The sequence below is a fragment of the Catenulispora acidiphila DSM 44928 genome, from assembly GCF_000024025.1.
Classification (GTDB): Bacteria; Actinomycetota; Actinomycetes; order Streptomycetales; family Catenulisporaceae; genus Catenulispora; species Catenulispora acidiphila.
The window spans coordinates 7753226-7769430 of the sequence record NC_013131.1 but is presented as its reverse complement, the minus strand read 5'-3'; the positions used below and the strand labels follow the sequence as shown (position 1 = coordinate 7769430).

At 68.5% G+C, this 16205-nt stretch carries 12 protein-coding genes; 5 read left to right on the top strand and 7 right to left on the bottom strand.

The annotated features are described in order from the left end of the window. Positions 1-14: 14 nt before the first annotated feature. A complete protein-coding gene (locus CACI_RS33370; protein WP_015795309.1) occupies positions 15-2141 on the bottom strand; it encodes a glycogen debranching N-terminal domain-containing protein in 2127 nt (708 codons plus the stop codon). Positions 2142-2257: 116 nt separating this feature from the next. Here CACI_RS33370 and CACI_RS33365 point away from each other — a divergent pair, with 116 nt between their 5' ends. The 4 genes from CACI_RS33365 to CACI_RS33350 all read left to right on the top strand — a co-directional run bounded on the left by CACI_RS33365 (position 2258) and on the right by CACI_RS33350 (position 6571). Then, positions 2258-3322, top strand: a complete 1065-nt coding sequence (locus CACI_RS33365) for a LacI family DNA-binding transcriptional regulator (protein ID WP_015795308.1) — start codon at positions 2258-2260, stop codon at positions 3320-3322. A 74-nt stretch (positions 3323-3396) separates the two neighbouring features. Then, on the top strand, positions 3397-4674 hold the full coding sequence (locus CACI_RS33360; RefSeq protein WP_015795307.1) for a sugar ABC transporter substrate-binding protein: 1278 nt from the start codon (positions 3397-3399) through the stop codon (positions 4672-4674). Positions 4675-4694: 20 nt separating this feature from the next. Continuing rightward, positions 4695-5708 carry a carbohydrate ABC transporter permease gene (locus CACI_RS33355; protein ID WP_015795306.1) on the top strand — a complete coding sequence of 338 codons (1014 nt, stop codon included), beginning with the start codon at positions 4695-4697 and terminating at the stop codon, positions 5706-5708. Beyond that, positions 5708-6571 (top strand): carbohydrate ABC transporter permease, encoded by an 864-nt coding sequence (locus CACI_RS33350; protein WP_015795305.1) that lies wholly within the window; start codon positions 5708-5710, stop codon positions 6569-6571. The genes CACI_RS33355 and CACI_RS33350 overlap by 1 nt, the downstream gene beginning before the upstream one ends. A 15-nt stretch (positions 6572-6586) precedes the next feature. Here CACI_RS33350 and CACI_RS33345 read toward each other — a convergent pair whose 3' ends face one another. Next, positions 6587-6883: an antibiotic biosynthesis monooxygenase family protein gene (locus CACI_RS33345; protein ID WP_223297323.1), complete on the bottom strand. Its 297-nt coding sequence runs from the start codon at positions 6881-6883 to the stop codon at positions 6587-6589. Between the two features lie 424 nt (positions 6884-7307). Here CACI_RS33345 and CACI_RS46410 point away from each other — a divergent pair, with 424 nt between their 5' ends. Then, positions 7308-7826: a DUF4265 domain-containing protein gene (locus tag CACI_RS46410; RefSeq protein ID WP_015795303.1), complete on the top strand. Its 519-nt coding sequence runs from the start codon at positions 7308-7310 to the stop codon at positions 7824-7826. A gap of 94 nt (positions 7827-7920) precedes the next feature. Here the strand turns inward: CACI_RS46410 and CACI_RS33335 are convergent, their stop codons facing one another. The 5 genes from CACI_RS33335 to CACI_RS33315 all read right to left on the bottom strand — a co-directional run bounded on the left by CACI_RS33335 (position 7921) and on the right by CACI_RS33315 (position 16205). After that, positions 7921-10059, bottom strand: a complete 2139-nt coding sequence (locus tag CACI_RS33335) for a hypothetical protein (protein WP_015795302.1) — start codon at positions 10057-10059, stop codon at positions 7921-7923. Between the two features lie 82 nt (positions 10060-10141). After that, on the bottom strand, positions 10142-11776 hold the full coding sequence (locus CACI_RS33330; protein WP_143765481.1) for a right-handed parallel beta-helix repeat-containing protein: 1635 nt from the start codon (positions 11774-11776) through the stop codon (positions 10142-10144). A 91-nt stretch (positions 11777-11867) separates the two neighbouring features. After that, positions 11868-13598 (bottom strand): polysaccharide lyase 8 family protein, encoded by a 1731-nt coding sequence (locus tag CACI_RS33325; protein WP_015795300.1) that lies wholly within the window; start codon positions 13596-13598, stop codon positions 11868-11870. Positions 13599-13615: 17 nt separating this feature from the next. Beyond that, positions 13616-15307, bottom strand: coding sequence for a type 2 periplasmic-binding domain-containing protein (locus CACI_RS33320; RefSeq protein WP_015795299.1), 1692 nt, complete (start codon positions 15305-15307; stop codon positions 13616-13618). 43 nt (positions 15308-15350) lie between these two features. Continuing rightward, complete coding sequence (locus CACI_RS33315) at positions 15351-16205, bottom strand: carbohydrate ABC transporter permease (RefSeq protein WP_015795298.1); 855 nt, start codon at positions 16203-16205, stop codon at positions 15351-15353.

The window sequence follows — 16205 nt, the reverse complement described above, 5'->3', positions numbered from 1 at the left end:
GCGCTCCCTCATGCTCAGGAATCCAGCACCCGGACATCCCCCGCATCCAGCCGCACGTCCACCGCATCCGCGCCGACCCGCAATCCGCGCACGGTCAGCCCGTCCCAGTCCCCGCCGGGCAGCGGCTGGAACGCCATCGCGTTCGCGGGCGCGTCGGGTCGCACCCCGACCAGCGTCGAGACCACCGCGATCGCTGCCGCCGCGGCCCATGCCTGTGGGCGGCACGCAGCCGGGTAGGGGGTCGGGCGGCCGCCGGTGCGGGCTGGGCTGCCTGCGTACAGCTCCGGCATGCGGTATTCGAAGCCTGCGGCTGCCTCTAGCAGGCCGTCGATCAGTGCGCGTGCCGATTCTGCCGCGCCTGGCACGCCGTCTGCCGCTGCTCGGGCCAGTCCCTGCACGGCCATCGCGGTGTCGTGGGTCCATACCGAGCCGCCGTGGTAGCTCAGTGGGCTGTAACCGGCTGCCGAGGTTGCCATGGTTCGCAGTCCATAGCCCGAGGACAGCGCTGCCGATCCGAGGCGTGCGGCGACCAGCGCCGACTCCTCGGGGTTCAGGATTCCGGTGCCCAGCAGGTGTCCCATGTTCGAGGCGACCGTGTTCACGGGCTTGCCGTCGCGGTCCAGGGCGATCGCTGGGAACGGTCCGTCCGCGTCGCTGATCCAGAAGCGGGCGCGGAATCGTGCGGCGAGTTGTGCGGCCCAGGTGCGCCACTCGTCGGCGCCGGGGCGGCCGAAGGCGTCGAGCAGTGCCGCGCCGCTCATTGCCGCCTCGTAGGCGTAGCCCTGGACCTCGCTTAGGGCCAGTGGCGCTGTTGCGATCCGGCCGTCGATGAACTGGATCGAGTCGCCGGAGTCCTTCCAGCCCTGGTTCGCCAGGCCGTGGCCCGATTCGTCGACGTAGCTCAGGAAGCCGGCGTCGTCCATGCCGTGGTCGCGCATCCAGGCCAGCGCGGCGCCCAGCGGATCCAGCAGCTTCTCCACTTCGTCGGCGGGCATGCCCCAGCGCCAGGCGTCGTGCAGCAGCATGATCCACAGTGGCGTGGCGTCCACGGTGCCGTAGTACGTCGAGGGCAGCGTCATCGGCCCTCCGGTGTTGCCGACCGCGTCGTGGGAGGCCGGCGCGCGGCGGATCTCGTGCAGGATCTTGCCCGGCTGCTCGGCGGTCTCCGGGTCGGTCTTCGTACCCTGACGCCGGGCCAGCGTACGCAGCGTGCCGGCGGCCAGTTCCGTGCCCAGCGGCAGCAACATGCGCGCGGCGATGAGCGAATCGCGGCCGAACAACGTGAGGAACCACGGCGCACCGGCGCCCAGGAAGTGGTCCTCCGGCGCCGAAGGATCGCGCAGTTCCAGCCCGCGCAGATCGGACAGTGAGCGCTCGACGAAGCGTCCGATACGGATGTCGCCGCTGTCCACGCGCAGGTCGCCGAGCACTGATTCGCCCGCGGTGCCCAGCACTACAGAGGAGTCGAAAACCGCAGCGCTCACCTCGATACTGAAGCGGGCGCTCTCGCCGGGCTCCAGCTTGACCGGCCAGCTGAGCCGACCCTGCTTCGCATCCACGACGGCGGGCGCGTGCTGAGCGATCGCCTGAACGATGTCCCGGTTCTCCGCACCAAGCCCGACCCATTGCAGACCACTGTGAACAGCTTCAGCCGGCAGCGCGCCGGGGGAGTAGCCAGACTTCACCGCCGAGATCTCGGCCAGGTCGCAGCCCAACGTCATGCTCAGCGTGGTCTGGACGCGACGGCGCGAAGCGGACCGGATCTCCACGATCTCCCGCACGACCGCCCGCGAGCCGGAATCGGAATCGGAATCGGAATCGGAGCCATCCACAAGCACCCGCGACCGCTCCACCCACACCGCCGGATCCGCGCCGTCCTCGCCGAGTCCGCGCGCCACCAGCACGCTGCGTGTCGCATCCGCGCCGACGAGCTCGCTCGCGATAGGAACGAGCCGCGCACCCGAGAGGGCGATCTCCGAAACGCTCAGGACGCGTCTGTCGTCGGCGAAAACCCCCGCCACGCCTTGCCCCGACAAAGCGCCGCCGGTCCCGGACAAGCCGAAGACCGGAGCCTTCACCGTGGTCTGGAGATCGTGCAGATAGGGTTGCTGAGCTGGGAAATCGGCCGGACCGTCGGTCATGGAGTGCCCCTCATGGTGCGTCGTCGTTCACTCGCACTCTATCCATTTGAACGTTCATATGAAACACTCCACTCCAGATACTTTGAACGTTCAACTCGCCGAAAGGAGGAAACGCCATGTCACAGCCCGAACAGTCGCCGGCCCGCCCGACGATCAAGGCGGTCGCCAAACACGCGCAGGTGTCCTACCAAACCGTGTCGAACGCGCTGAACGCCCCGGAGCGCCTGCGTCCGGACACCCTGGCGCGCGTGCTGCGCGCGGTGGAGGACCTCGGCTACCGGCCCACGCAGGCCGCGCGCAACCTGCGGTTGCAGACCACGCGGCTGATCGGGTTCCGGTCCACGCGCTCCGGCGGGCGCGATATCGGCGCCATCGAGGACCGGTTCCTGTACGCGCTGACCTCCGCCGCGCGCGATCGCGGGTACGGCGTGATCCTGTTCGCCGCCGACGGCGACGAGGACGAGATCGCCATGTTCGAGGACCTGGTCAGCCGGGGCGCGGTGGACGGCTTCGTGTTGTTCGGCTCGCACCGGCACGACGCGCGCACCGCCTGGCTCGCCGAGCGGGACGTGCCGTTCGTCAGCTTCGGCCGGCCGTGGGAGAAGACCGCGTTCGAGTACTCCTGGCTCGACGTCGACGGGCACGCCGGCACGCTGGCCGCGACCCGGCATCTGGCCGCCGCCGGCCACCGCCGCGTCGCCTTCCTCGGCTGGCCCGAGGGCAGCGAGGTCGGCGACGACCGGTACGCCGGCTATCTCGCCGCCGCCGAAGAACTCGGCCTGCCCACCCGCGGGCTGACCGTGCGCGGGCTGAACGGCATCGGCGACGGCACGAAGCTCGCGGCCGCGCTGCTGGACAAGGCGCATCCGCCGACCGCGTTCGTCTGCGTCAGCGACGCGATGGCCGTCGGCGTGATGCACGCGGTGGAGCACCGCGGGCTGGCCGTGGGCCGCGACGTCGCGGTGATCGGCTTCGACGACAGCCCGCTGGCCACCGTCGTCCAGCCCGCCCTGAGCAGTGTGCGCCAGCCGCTGGAGTCCATCGCGCGCCAGTGCGTGGACCTGGTGCTGGAGCGCATCGACGACCCCCGCAGCGCGGTGACCACCTCCGTCGTGGAGCCCACGGTCATAGCGCGCGGCAGCAGTGATCCCACTCACCCCGCCCCCGATGACGAGGCCTGATACTCCCCGCCACCAGAGTGTCAGCGCCCCGAGCCACGATCCTCGACGAAGCGGGCTATTCGAAAGGAACGACAATGAAGTCAGTTCGCACCAGGCGGATCGTCGCTGTCGCCGGTGCCGCGGCGGTGCTGGTGACCGCCGCGGCGTGTGGCAGCAGCGGTCCCAGCAAGAGCACCGGGTCCTCTTCCTCCGGCGGCGGAACCGGCGGCGCCACCTCGGGCGTCACCCTGCAGGTGCTGATCGGGTCCTCCGGCGACGCCGAGACCAACGCGGTGGTCGCCGCGGGCAACGCCTGGGCCGCCAAGACCGGCAACAAGGTCGTCGTCACCCCGGCCAAGGACCTCACCCAGCAGCTCACGCAGTCGCTGGCCGGCGGGACCCCGCCGGACATCTTCTACGTCGACGCCTCCAAGTTCCAGAGCCTGGTCAAGGGCAACGCCCTGGCCGACGTCGGATCGAAGATCACTGATTCGGCCGACATGTACCCGAACCTGCAGCAGGCGTTCACCGCCAACGGGCAGTACTACTGCGTCCCGAAGGACTTCTCCACGCTCGCGCTGGAGATCAACAGCGACCTGTGGACGAAGGCCGGTCTGACCGACGCCGACGTCCCGACGACCTGGGACCAGCTGGAGACCGTCGCCAAGAAGCTGACCGGCAACGGCGTCACCGGCCTGGTCATGAGCGACACCCTGGACCGCATCGGCGCCTTCATGCGCCAGGCGGGCGGCTCGGTGGTCTCCACCGACGGCAAGACGGTCACCGCCGACTCCCCGCAGAACCTCGCCGCGCTGCAGTACCTGCAGAAGCTGGGCAAGGAGGGCGCTCTGAAGTTCCCCAAGCAGGTCGACGCCGGCTGGGGCGGCGAGGCGCTGGGCAAGGGCAAGGCGGCGATGACGATCGAGGGCAACTGGATCGTCGGCTCGATGCAGAAGGACTACCCGAACGTCCACTACAAGGTCGTCCCGCTGCCGGCAGGCCCGGCGGGCAAGGCGACGCTGTCCTTCACCAACTGCTGGGGCGTGGCGCAGAAGAGCTCGCACCAGGCCGCCGCGGTCGACTTCATCGACTACCTGACGACCGTCGACCAGCAGATGAGCTTCGCCAAGGCCTTCGGCGTCATGCCCTCGCGGCAGGCCGCCAAGAGCCAGTTCACGACCGCCTTCCCGGACCAGGCGGCGTTCGTCACCGGGGCGGACAACGCCTTCGGACCGGTCGGCTTCCCCGGCTTCGACGCCGTGCAGAAGGACTTCGACTCCAAGATCCAGGGCTTGTCGGACGGCTCCTCGGACCCGAAGAGCATGTTGTCCAGCCTCCAGAAGAACGCCTCTGACGCGCTGAGCAACAACTAGGCGAAAGGCCTTTCGGGAAGATGAGCAGAACAAGATCGCAGGAGGACCGGCGTCAAGCCCTCGCCGGATGGCTCTTCGTCTCGCCGGCGTTGCTCGGCCTGATCGTCTTCCTGGTGGTCCCGATCGTGCTGGCGCTCTACGTCAGCTTCACGAACTGGGACGGCCTGTCCAACCCGCTTGGCGGCGACGTCAAGTGGGTTGGACTGCACAACTACCAGCAGCTGCTCACCCACGACGGGCTGACCCGGACCACCTTCGCCGGGGCGCTGCGCAACAACTTCTGGTTCGTGCTGTTCGTCGTGCCGACCCAGACCGCGCTGGCGCTGTGGCTGGCGGTCCTGGTGAACAACAAGTACCTGCGCGGACGCGGCTTCTTCCGGACCGCGTTCTACTTCCCGTCGATCACCTCCAGCATCGCCATCACCCTGGTCTTCCTGTTCCTGTTCCAGGGCGGCGGCGCGGTGAACGGGATCCTGAACTGGTTCGGCGTCAAGGGTCCCAACTGGCTCGCCGATCCGCGCGGGGTCGTGCACGTCTGGCTCAGCGGCATCGGGGTGAGCAAACCGCCGGGCTGGACGCGGCACTCGGTGATGGGCCAGTCGGTGTGGGACTGGTTCAGCGGTCCGTCGATCGCGATGATGGTGATCATCATCCTGGTGATCTGGACGACCGCCGGCACGTTCATGCTGATGTTCCTCGCGGCGCTGCAGAACGTGAACGAGGACCTGTACGAGGCCGGCGAGCTCGACGGCGCCGGCGGCTGGCAGCGCTTCCGCTACATCACCTTGCCGAGCCTGCGTCCGACGCTGCTACTGGTGCTCACCCTCGGACTGATCGGCACCTGGCAGGTGTTCGACCAGATCTATCTGACCGGCAACAACCCGGCGACCCGGACGCCGGCGTTCATGTCCTTCGACCAGAGCTTCCAGAACAACCACTTCGGCATCGGATCGGCGATCGCCTTCCTGCTCTTCGCGCTGATCATGGGCCTGACCCTGCTGCAGCGGCGTCTCATTCCCGAGGAGATCGACTGATGGCCGCCGTCCGCGAGCGCCGCTCGCCGTCCCGCCGGGTCCTGATGTACGTCGCGCTGGCCCTGTTCGCGCTGCTGTTCCTCGGACCCTTCGTCATCCAGATCGCGACCTCGTTCAAGACCGACCCCGACGCCACCAACCACCCGCTGAACATCGTCCCGCACCCGGCGACCCTGGAGTCCTGGAAGCGGATCTTCGGCTACAGCACCGACCAGCCGGTCCCCTTCGGGACCTGGCTGCGCAACAGCATCATCGTGGCCACCTCGATCACCCTGCTGCGGGTCTTCCTGGACAGCCTGGCCGGCTACGCGTTGGCACGGCTGCGCTTCCCGGGCCGGCGCGCGGTGTTCATGCTGATCCTGGGCACGCTCGCGGTCCCGAACGTGGTGCTGCTGATCCCGCGCTTCCTGGTCCTGAAGGAACTGAGCCTCTACAACTCCTACGCGGGCATGATCCTGCCGATCGCGATGGACGCCGCCGGCATCTTCCTGATGCGCGGGTTCTTCATGCAGGTCCCGCAGTCGATCGAGGAAGCCGCGCGCATCGACGGCGCCGGTGCTTTCCGCACCTACTGGGACATCGCGCTACCGCTGGTGAAACCAGGTCTGATCACTCTGACGATCCTGTCGTTCCAGGGCTCGTGGAACGAGTTCAGCTTCTTCCTGGTCGCCACCTCCGACCCGAAGTACGACACCCTGACCACCGGCCTGGCCAAGTTCAGCGGCGGCTCCCTGGGCTCCGGGAACCAGTTCCCGGTCACCCTCGGCGCGGCACTGCTGTCCACGATCCCGGTGGCGATCTTGTTCTTCATCTTCCAGCGGCAGATCGTGCGGAGCCAGATGAGCTCCGGGGTGAAGGGGTAGCGGATGCCTCCCGGCTCAGCCCAGATCGACGGCGACGTCGTGGTGGGTGACGCGCTCGTCCCAGCGGGTCAGCGCGCGGCGGGCGGTCTCCTCGACGACGGCGCGGCCGGGATCGTCGCCGGCGAACCCGCGCACGTCGTCCATGCTCGCGAAGACCACGATCGAGGTGAACAGGACCTCCTCGCCGTCGGCACCGCGGAGCAGGCGGGCGCCGCGGAAGCCCGGGACCTGCCGGAGATGCTCGGCGACCTCCGATTCGTAGTGCCGCTGGTAGTCGTCGGCGGTCGCCGCCGAAGCCCATCCCCGCCACATCCGCGCGATCATCCGAACCCTTTCGCGGCCGCCCGCGCACCCAGAGGGGAAGCGCAGATCCCGCCGGAGATCGAGTCGGGGAAGGTACGGAAGTGTCCTTGGCCGCTAGACGACAGTCCTGCGGACAGGACCGGCAGGATTCGAACCTGCGTCACCCACGTGAAAGGTGGAAGTAACCCTCTCCTGCGCACCCGGCGGGAGTAAGACTATTGAGTTGGTGCCCCTGGCCCGTTTGCGCCTGGGAACGTATCTAACGGTAGTGGGCTCGCTGGGCGGCGGCGAACGGATTATCGGGGTGCTCGAGGGTTCGCCGAATGGTGTGTATCGCCATTAGAAGGTGTATTCGGGTTGAAATAGTCGAAAAGGCTGGGACAATGGTACGCCGGGAATGCAGCGACCCGGACCGGCTCGGAGGAGGACGACAGTGGCAACGGCGAACGGGCAGCAGACCTCCGGCACCAGTCGGACCACCTTCGAGGTGGCCTTCGACCTGTCGCCTGAGGCACCGGACTGGCCGCCGGTCGCCGTGGAGCGCCTCTGGGGCGAGCGCACGGCGGTGGACTCCGAGCTGCGCCTGCTGAACGTCCCCTTCTTCGCCCGCGGCGTCGCCTACGGCGACCTGGTCCACGTCCGCCCCGACCACGACCGCCGCGAGCTGGTCTTCGAAAGACTGAACGGCGAATCCGGCCACAGCACGGTCCGCATCACCCTCCTCGACGGCCGGGCCCGCCGCGACGTGCAGGACCGCCTGCGCGCAGCCGGCTGCTCCTGGGAGACCGCCGCGCAGTTCGCCGCCCTGCTGGCCGTGGACGTCCCCGCCGACGGCGACTACCGCGCACTGAGGGACTGGCTCACGGCCCGCAGCGGCGAGGGGGCGATCGAGTTTCAGGAGAGCGCGATCTCGGCGCGGCATTTGGAGCAGGTGCCCAACTTTCCTGCGTGATGAGGGCAGACAGCGGCCGGCGAACGGCGTCGGCCGCCGCGCCCGAAAGCGCGACGGCCGATCCCGATCCTGACTCTCAGCTCCCTGACTCAGCTCACGAAACCTTCGTGATCGCCACCGCCTGCCCCGCGTCGCCGAACGCCTGCCCGGCCAGTTTCCACGCGCCGTTCACGTACTCCAGCGCCAGGCCGCTGTTGCGGTTGACCAGCTTGTAGCGGCCGACGCCGGCCAGCGAGGTGTTTGTCGCGGCGGCGATCGCTGACGCCGACGACGAGGTGCTCAGCGTCTGCGGCGTGTCCTTGCCGATCGGCTGGAGGTACCACTGGTCGGTGCCGCCGGGGGAGCCGCTGCCTCCGTTGCCACTCGGGTTGAAGTTCGCCTGCTGTGTTCCGGTCGCCACCGCCGAGCCGATCGCGCGGGTCTGCTGGACCGTGCTGCCGGTGGACTGGAGGTAGGCGCCGGTACTGACGTTGACCAGCTTGTAGAAGCCGGTGCGGTAGGCGGTCGACCACTGGTCCATCACCGGGACCAGGCGCCACGCCGAGCCGCTGCCGTCCTTCAGCGCCGTGCCGCCGACCGCCAGGCCGTAGGAGGCGCCGGAGGCGAAGCTGACCGCGGCTCCGGTGGCGTCGACCGGGGTGGCCTGCGCCGAGAAGTGCGTCTGGCTGGCGGAGTGCGGCGCCATGCTGACGTCCCACATGCCGCCGGTCAGGGCGGACACCATGCGGTAGGAGCGGCTGCTGACGTTCTGGTTGGTCAGGCTGCCGTAGTCGATGCTCGTCAGGTAGGAGTTCGACGCGCCCGCCGGTTCCGTCCCGACGATCGCCAGGCTGTCCGGGTCGCCCAGGTCAGGGGTCTGGTACACGTTGGTGTCGTAGCCGACGCCCTGGTAGGTCAGGGAGAACGGGTTGAACGTGAACGCCGTCTCCTGGACCACGTTCGGCGTGATGTACAGCCGGTGCGTGGCCGTGTCCAGGAACACCGCGCCGCCCAGCGTCGCGGTGTTCGTCGCGCCGGTCGCGTCCGTCACCGCGACGGTGACCTTCGCGCTCACCGTGGAGACCGTCACCGAGCTGTTCAGCGCCGGGTCGTGGTAGCTGACCGAGGTCACCGTCGTGCCGGCGGCGTTGGTGATCACGCCGGTCGAGGTGTTCGCGGTGAAGGCGTCGCCCGAGGCGTCGTCGAACGTGAACGTGTTGCCGTTCTGGTTCGCGTAGTAGGCGCGGTAGTCCACCGTCGAGCCGTCCGCGCCGGTCCCGGCGAAGTCGACCTGGTCCGTCGCCGGGGCATAGGACGGATCCAGGTGCAGCGCACTACCCGCGATGCCTTCGTACCCGCCGACGCCCGGCTGGGTCCAGGTCCCGCCGTCCCACTTGTTCCACGTCCCCGGCGCCATCTTGCCGCTGATCGGCGCGCGCGCCACCGCCGGCCAGTAGGCGAAGGTCGTGTAGTTCGGCTTGAACTTGATCTGGGTGTTGTAGACCACGTAGAAGTAGCCGGTCGCGTAGTCCACGAACAGCCGGCAGCCCGCGACGCCGTAGTTCCAGGTCTTGCCGGGCTGCGAGGAGGCGTCCTCGGAGTCGTTGCCCAGGTAGGGCGAGGTGATGATCTCCCCGCCGTAGTCCCACGTCTTCCCCTTGTCGGTGGAGGAAGCGGTGAGGATCCGGTTGCCGTGGATGCCGGTACCGATCCGCTGGTTCTGTGTCTGGGTGCTGCTGCCCCAGGGGTTGAAGTCGTATTCGTCGTTGACGACGCCGTACCACGCGCCGCTGCCCGGATCGACCCACACGCCGACCACGTCGCAGTGGTCGTCCTCGTACGGCGAGGGTGCCGCGTGCTGTGCCGCCTTGTCGATCTGGTAGCACAGCGCGCCGGACTTGTTCCAGTAGGTGTCGGCCGTGGTCTCGGTGGTCCCGGCGCCGACCTGGTTGGTCAGGGCGCCCAGATCGGTGTTGGTGAAGGTGTTCGTGTCCGAGCCGGTGTCGGTGCCGGCGTAGGTGGCATACGAGCTCAGCCAGTGGAACTGGCCGTCGGCGTCGGTGAACGCCGAGCCCGCGATGTCGCCGGTCAGCCCGGAGTTCAGGCTCCCGGTGTGGTCCAGGGTGTAGGTCGGATACAACTGGGTCGCGGCTTGCGCGGGGGTCGCGGCCAGTGCCGCGATCCCCAAAGCGGCCACGCTGAGCAGGGCGCTGAGACGCCTCGCCTGGGTGCGGCGGCGGAGATGCCGATGCATGCGCGCACGTTCCTTTCCGTCGTAGTAAGCGCTTACTTGACAGTGAAACAAAGAGGAACCGTAGTGCGGCGAGCCCGGAGAATCAGGGCTCTGGGATGCCGAGCGCAGCCACCGGTGCGGGCCACGGCCCGGCTCCGGCGCCCTCGGCGACGCGGACGGCTTCGGGCGGCAGCTCGGTCAACCCCTCGGCGTTGTCCTCCATGACGCTTCCGGCGCCGGAGAACGCAGGGGTGATCGTGTTGTCCGTCCAATTGCCGGCCGCGCGGTTCTCGACCCCGTATTCGGCCCAGTTCGACACCCACTTGTAGCCGACCCGCGTGACGACATTGCCCGCGACAAGGATGTGCGAACTCTGCTCGTCCAGGTAGATCCCGTTGCCGTCGTTCGCGGTGGTGCCGTACTCGGACCGGTCGATGTAGTTGGCTTCGACGACCGTCCCGCGCTGTGGACCCTGCGTGTAGATCGCGCCGCCGTCGTGCTGGCGCTCGGCGACGCGCAGCACGTCGACGATCCGGTTCGCGGTGATCCGGTTGTCCCCGAGCCACGGATCCTGCGCCTCGGGCTGGTTCCATCCCCAGCCGACGCTGATCCCCGAATAGGGCAGCTGCTCCAGCGTGTTGTGGTCGATGGTCAGGTTTCGGGTGTAGCCGGCCCAGATCGCGACCGAGTCCGTGAACTCCGCACCGGTGCCGTGGAAGGTGTTGAAGGACACTGTGTTGCCCTCGTCCGCGAGCCCCGGCGCGGGATGCGGATCGATGTCGCCGACATAGACACCGCCGGACGAGACATCGCTGAACGAGCACGCCGTGACCGTGCTGTCCTTGGTCCCCGCCTCCAGCACAGCTCCCGCGCCGCCGAGATGGACGAACGCGCAGCCGCTCACCGTCACCCGACGCCCGCCCCGCACGCTCAGCGCCGCGACCGGCTTCGTGTAGTGGGATCCGGCTTCGCCCAGCGGTCCCGAGGCGCCGGTCAGCGTGAATCCCGCCTGCGCTCCGACGTACCCGTCGGGCAGGTGCCAGGCGGTGTGCGCGAAACTCAGACCCTTGAGTACGAGATCATGCGCACCTTCCACCACCACCAACTGCTCGGTGCAAGGGACGACAACGTCCGCGCGTTCCATGTCCTCGCCCTCGCGAGGCAGGTAGGTGACCGTCCGCTCCTCAGAGTTCCAGACGAAGAAACCAGGATCGGTCAGCAGTTCCAAGGCATTGGTCGCGAACATCGACCAGCCATGGATCTCGGTACCGACCGCCGTGTTGTCCCAATGTGGTCCGACGCGACCCGTGCCGGGCAAGGCGTTCGTCCAACAGGGCTCTGCGAAACGGATCAGGTCGTCCGCGATGCTGGCGACCGGGCAGTGGTAGTCACGCCACCGCACCCGGAACACCACCTCGACGTCCGAAGGCCGCGCATACGCCGCGATCCCGAGCGCGCCGGCGCCGGTTATCCCCTCCGGACCGATCTTGCAGTCCGCGTGATCCAGCCAGTCGCTCCGAGCCCACGACGCTCGCAGCCCGTTGACGTACAGCTGGCGCGGCGTGGAAATCACGTCCGGAACCATGGCGACCCACCGGCCGTCCCCCTCCGGCTGCCATCCGTCCAGCGCGACGCCGCCGGAGAGCTCCACGTGACCACCAGGCTCGGCGCTCCACGTCACCGTGTGCCCGTCCCGCCCCGAATCCAGCTCGGTGAAAACGAGAGGACGAGTCCTCATATACGTTTTAGCGCCGAGCCTTACCTCTAGGTCCTCCTCCAGCCCGCCGGAAAGCAGTCGCCGAACTTCGCTCTGCGCGGTGTCGAGATCGTCAAAGCTGAGCAGCACGTCTCGCCGTCCCCTCTTCGCTGGCTCCCGGCAGGAGCACGTACATGTATCCGGCCCGCCGCGGCGAGACGCCGTGATCGAGCCACAAGGTGTGGAAGATCCGCCGGATCTCGACGTCGTCACCCTCGGTGCCGACTCCCACGTCGATGGCATGCCACGTCCCCACGCGCTCCTCGCGCAGCGACATCAGATCCGCGCCGCCGGGGAACACATAGCCGCCGACGCCCTCCAGATACGCCCACTGCACGCCGTGATGCCGCCGCTCGACTCCGAGCCCGGGAGCCTGCGCGACACCGTCCACGACGAACCGCCGCCCGGCGTCGGACCGCAGGTTCCGGTTCTCCACGATCGTCTCGATCCGGCGGCCGTCGGATGCGGAGATGTCCGTCCCGAGAGCCATCACCGCGTCGTCGAGGAAGTGCCATTTCTTGCGGGCGCGCAGCGTGCTTCCCTCGCCGTGCAGATCGAGGTCGGCGGTACCGAATCCGCCGGTGACGATCGTCCCGCCGGCGATCCGGTTCGGTGCCGTGATCGCGCCGGTGCCCCGGCCCGACCCGCGTCCGACGTCCTCACGTCGCCGCGTGTCGACCGTCGTCCCGGGCAGCCGGTACGGATCGACCGTCGCCCAGAACTCGTCGGTGTAGTGGTCAGGATCGGCGAGGTCGTAGATGTACAGCATGCCGTCGCCGGTGTACCAGCCGTGCAGGTTCTCGCCGTTGCCGCACTCATACCGCGCGATGCGCTCCGACGACAACGACAGCGCGGCGGACCAGCGCGGCCGGTGGTGCACCACCCGATCCATCGAGCCGAAGACGTGGAACCCCTCGGGCCGAGCCAAAGACGCCCACCGCTCGGCGTAGGAAGCCGGAGCGCTTTCTGCCAGCAGCCGAATCGCGTCAAGAGTCGCGGCGCCGATGTCCAGATCCCGCGAATGCTGCCGAGCGATGGCCCGACCTCGCACCGCGTCCATCATCCGGCCCTCGAAAAGGAACGGCAGGAACGCCTTCTCGACTGCGTCAAAGACCACTGACACGCCCGGATCGACGACCTCCCACGGCGAACCGCGCAGCAGCGCCAGGATCTCCGCGACCGACGTCAGCAGCACGACGCCGTAGGAACCGGTGTACGCGACCGTGTCGTGCTGGACGAACGAGCCGTCCTCGTAGAAACCGTCGCCGGAGGCCACGTACGAGAACAGGCTCGACAACCCGTCCCGCGCCAGCGCGACCCGATCGGCGTCTCCGGCGAGCAGTCCTGCCAGCGCGACGATCAGGGCTTTGTCAGCGCGGTTCGCCCCGGTCTCCGTCAGTGGCGACCACGGTCCGGTCTTGACCCGGCGGTCGGGGTCCGGGCAGAACCGTTGCACTGTCGCGAGATACCGCTTCAGATCGGCGTCCGGGATGTGCGCGCGAAGCAGGACACAGATATCCAGCAGGATGCGCGGCGTCCCGATCTCCCAGTGCCACCAGTTGCCGGTCTCCTCCGCCTCGGGGTGGAAGGCGTTCTCATGCAGGAAGCGCAGAGCCTCTACGACTGTCGCCGCCGAAGCGTCGTCGGCCGAAGCCGCCGCCAGCGTCCGCAGCTGTGCGTAACTCAAGGTGGTGTGTCCTTCGTCGGACACGTCGAGGTCCAGCTGGATCGCAGCGGCCTCGGTCCGCCGGCGGAGCCGCTGCTCGTACCGGACGAGCAGCTCCTCGAACATCGCTTCCCGCATGAGTGCCAGTCCCGTCCTCAGCTCTTCGGCGCGCTCGCGTACGCCTGCTCGAACTCCGACCGCATCTGGTCGCCGCCGCCGCTGCGCCAGGTCTTCACCGCGTTGTCGAAGGCGCTCATGCTCGACTGCCCGCCGATCACCTGCGTCACGGTGTCCGTGACCGCCTTGTACAGCGCCACGCCTTGCTTGCCGAAGGTCGGCGAGTACAGCGTCGCGGTCGGGTTCGGCACGGCGATCGGCACCAGCTCGGTGTAGGCCTGGTGGACCGCGTCCGTCAGAGCATTGACACCGGGGTTGTAGGTGACCAGCTGCGGCGCGGCGACGTACTTCCAGGTGACGTTCGCGTCGTTCTTGCCTTGGGCGGTCTGCACCGGGTTGTGGTTGGCGTCCAGCGTGTAGTCCGCGCCTTCGACGCCGTAGGTCTTGAGCAGGTACTCCTCGGTGCCGAACGGCGCGGCGAGGAAGTCGGCGAGCTTCAGGACCTCCGCCAGCTTCGCCGGGTCCGCCTTCTTCAGCATCGTGCCGGCGAAGACCACGTTGTCCTGCCAGGCGACGCCGGGTCCGCCGGTGGCGCCGAACGGGACGAACGGCATCAGCTTGGCGTTCGGGTCGATCTTCTGCGCGGTGGCCCAGACGCTGGTGGACAGCGCCGGGAGACCGTCGTAGATCATGGCCGCCTTACCGGACTGGAAGGCGTCCTCCATCTTGGCCTTGGTCCAGCCCTGCGCGCCCGGATAGAAGCAGCCGGCCTTGGCTACCTTCACCATGAACTCCAGCGCCGCCCGGAACTCGTCGGTCTCGATGTCCGCGGTCAGCTTGCCGCCGCCGTCCACCCGCCACTTGTTCGGGACCCCGAAGATCTGCTCGAAGATCGCCCCGGAATAGCCGCCGTTGCCGGAGTTGCCGGCCAGCGCGTAGCGGTCCTTGCCCGGGTTCGTCAGCTCCTTGAGAAGCGTGAAGAAGTCGTCGGAGTTCTTGATGTCCTTGTTGCTGGTGACTCCGGCGGCGGCGAACAGGTCCTGCCGGTACAGCCCGGCGCCGGCGCTGATGCCGCGCGGGATGGGGATGAAGTACAGCTTCCCGGCGACCGTGCACTGCTCCCAGAACACCTTCGGGATGGCGGCCAGATGCGGGTATTCCTTGACCTTGTCGCCGCCGATCAGCGCGGTCAGGTCGGCGATCTGCGAGTCCAGGAACTGCGGCAGGTTGCTGATGGTCGGGACGCCGCCGAGGCCGTCGTACTGGATCAGGTCCGGCAGTCCGCCGCCGGCGATCAGGGTGGAGAGCTTGGTGTCGAAGTCGTCGCCGACCACCATCGTGATGTCGACGCTCGCGCCGAGCTTCTTCTCCATCGCCTGCCACGCCGGGTTCGAGCCGCGGGCCGGCGGGGGAGCGGTGAACAGCGGCGTCATCGCCGAGAACTTGCCGCCGGACAGCGGCGGGCTGGCGAACGCCGCGGTCGGGGACGCCGGGTAGTCGTAGAACCCGGCCGGGACGCCGGCGTCGGTGCCCGGCAGGTCCGGCGTCGGACCGTTGGCCAGCGGCGTGTACGTCGGCAGCTGGACCTGCGCGGCGCTGCCCGCCTCGTTCACGGCCGCGGCCTTGCCGCTGCCGCACGCGGCCAGCGTCGAGCCGCCCGCGGTGAGGGCCGCCGCGGCGCCGACGCCGCGCAGGAATCCGCGGCGCCCGAGGCTCTGCGGTGTGTGCATGCTTCCTCCGATGAGTGCGTGCCTGATGTGGTCGAAAGCGGGCTCAGCCCTTGACGGCGCCGGTGAGCACGCCCTTGGTGAAGTAGCGCTGCAGGAAGGGATAGACGGCGGCGATCGGCACGACGCTCACCACGACGACGGCCATCTGCACTGCCTGCTGCGGCACGATCCCCTCGTTGGCCGCGCTGGTCGCCTCGCCGCCGATCACCAGGCCGCGCAGCACGAGGGCCAGCGGCCACTTGCTGGTGTCGTTCAGGTACAGCAGGGCGTTGAAGAAGGCGTTCCAGTAGGACACCGCGTAGAACAGCGCCACCACCGCGAGCACCGCCTTGGACAGCGGCAGCACCACGCGGGTGAGGATCCGCCAGTCGCCCAGACCGTCGATCCGTGCGGCGTCCAACAGCTCGGCGGGCAGGTTCATGAAGAACGAGCGCAGCACCACCAGGTTGAACGCGCTGACCAGGCTGGGTACCACGAGCGAGGCCAGGGTGTTGTAGAGACCGAGCTTCTGCACGGTCAGGAACATCGGGATGACGCCCGGCGTGAACAGCATCGTGAACAGCGCGGTGGCCAGGAAGAACCGTCCGCCGACCACGCCGCTGCGGGACAACCCGTACGCCATGCCGATCGTGGCGGCCATGCTCAACGCCGTGCCGACGACCGTGACCAGGAAGCTGATCCACAGCGCCTGCGAGACGATGCCGCCGCTGAACACGTAGCGGTAGGCCTCGAACGTCGGGTGTGAGGGCCAGATCACCAGCCCGCCGGAAGCAGCGATGTCGGACTCTGAGGACAGGCTGGTCGCGACCACCGCCAGGAACGGATAGACCACCACGGCGCTGATCAGCACGATCGCCAGGATCTTGCCGCCGCGCCCGAACCAGCCGGGCCGCTCCAT

What these genes read in the sequence shown, in the direction of transcription:
- CACI_RS33370 (WP_015795309.1), bottom strand. Translation starts at nt 2,141, where the DNA reads ATGACCGACGGTCCGGCCGATTTCCCAGCTCAGCAACCCTATCTGCAC.
- CACI_RS33365 (WP_015795308.1), top strand. Translation starts at nt 2,258, where the DNA reads ATGTCACAGCCCGAACAGTCGCCGGCCCGCCCGACGATCAAGGCGGTC.
- CACI_RS33360 (WP_015795307.1), top strand. Translation starts at nt 3,397, where the DNA reads ATGAAGTCAGTTCGCACCAGGCGGATCGTCGCTGTCGCCGGTGCCGCG.
- CACI_RS33355 (WP_015795306.1), top strand. Translation starts at nt 4,695, where the DNA reads ATGAGCAGAACAAGATCGCAGGAGGACCGGCGTCAAGCCCTCGCCGGA.
- CACI_RS33350 (WP_015795305.1), top strand. Translation starts at nt 5,708, where the DNA reads ATGGCCGCCGTCCGCGAGCGCCGCTCGCCGTCCCGCCGGGTCCTGATG.
- CACI_RS33345 (WP_223297323.1), bottom strand. Translation starts at nt 6,883, where the DNA reads ATGTGGCGGGGATGGGCTTCGGCGGCGACCGCCGACGACTACCAGCGG.
- CACI_RS33335 (WP_015795302.1), bottom strand. Translation starts at nt 10,059, where the DNA reads ATGCATCGGCATCTCCGCCGCCGCACCCAGGCGAGGCGTCTCAGCGCC.
- CACI_RS33330 (WP_143765481.1), bottom strand. Translation starts at nt 11,776, where the DNA reads ATGAGGACTCGTCCTCTCGTTTTCACCGAGCTGGATTCGGGGCGGGAC.
- CACI_RS33325 (WP_015795300.1), bottom strand. Translation starts at nt 13,598, where the DNA reads ATGCGGGAAGCGATGTTCGAGGAGCTGCTCGTCCGGTACGAGCAGCGG.
- CACI_RS33320 (WP_015795299.1), bottom strand. Translation starts at nt 15,307, where the DNA reads ATGCACACACCGCAGAGCCTCGGGCGCCGCGGATTCCTGCGCGGCGTC.
- CACI_RS33315 (WP_015795298.1), bottom strand. Translation starts at nt 16,205, where the DNA reads ATGGAGCGGCCCGGCTGGTTCGGGCGCGGCGGCAAGATCCTGGCGATC.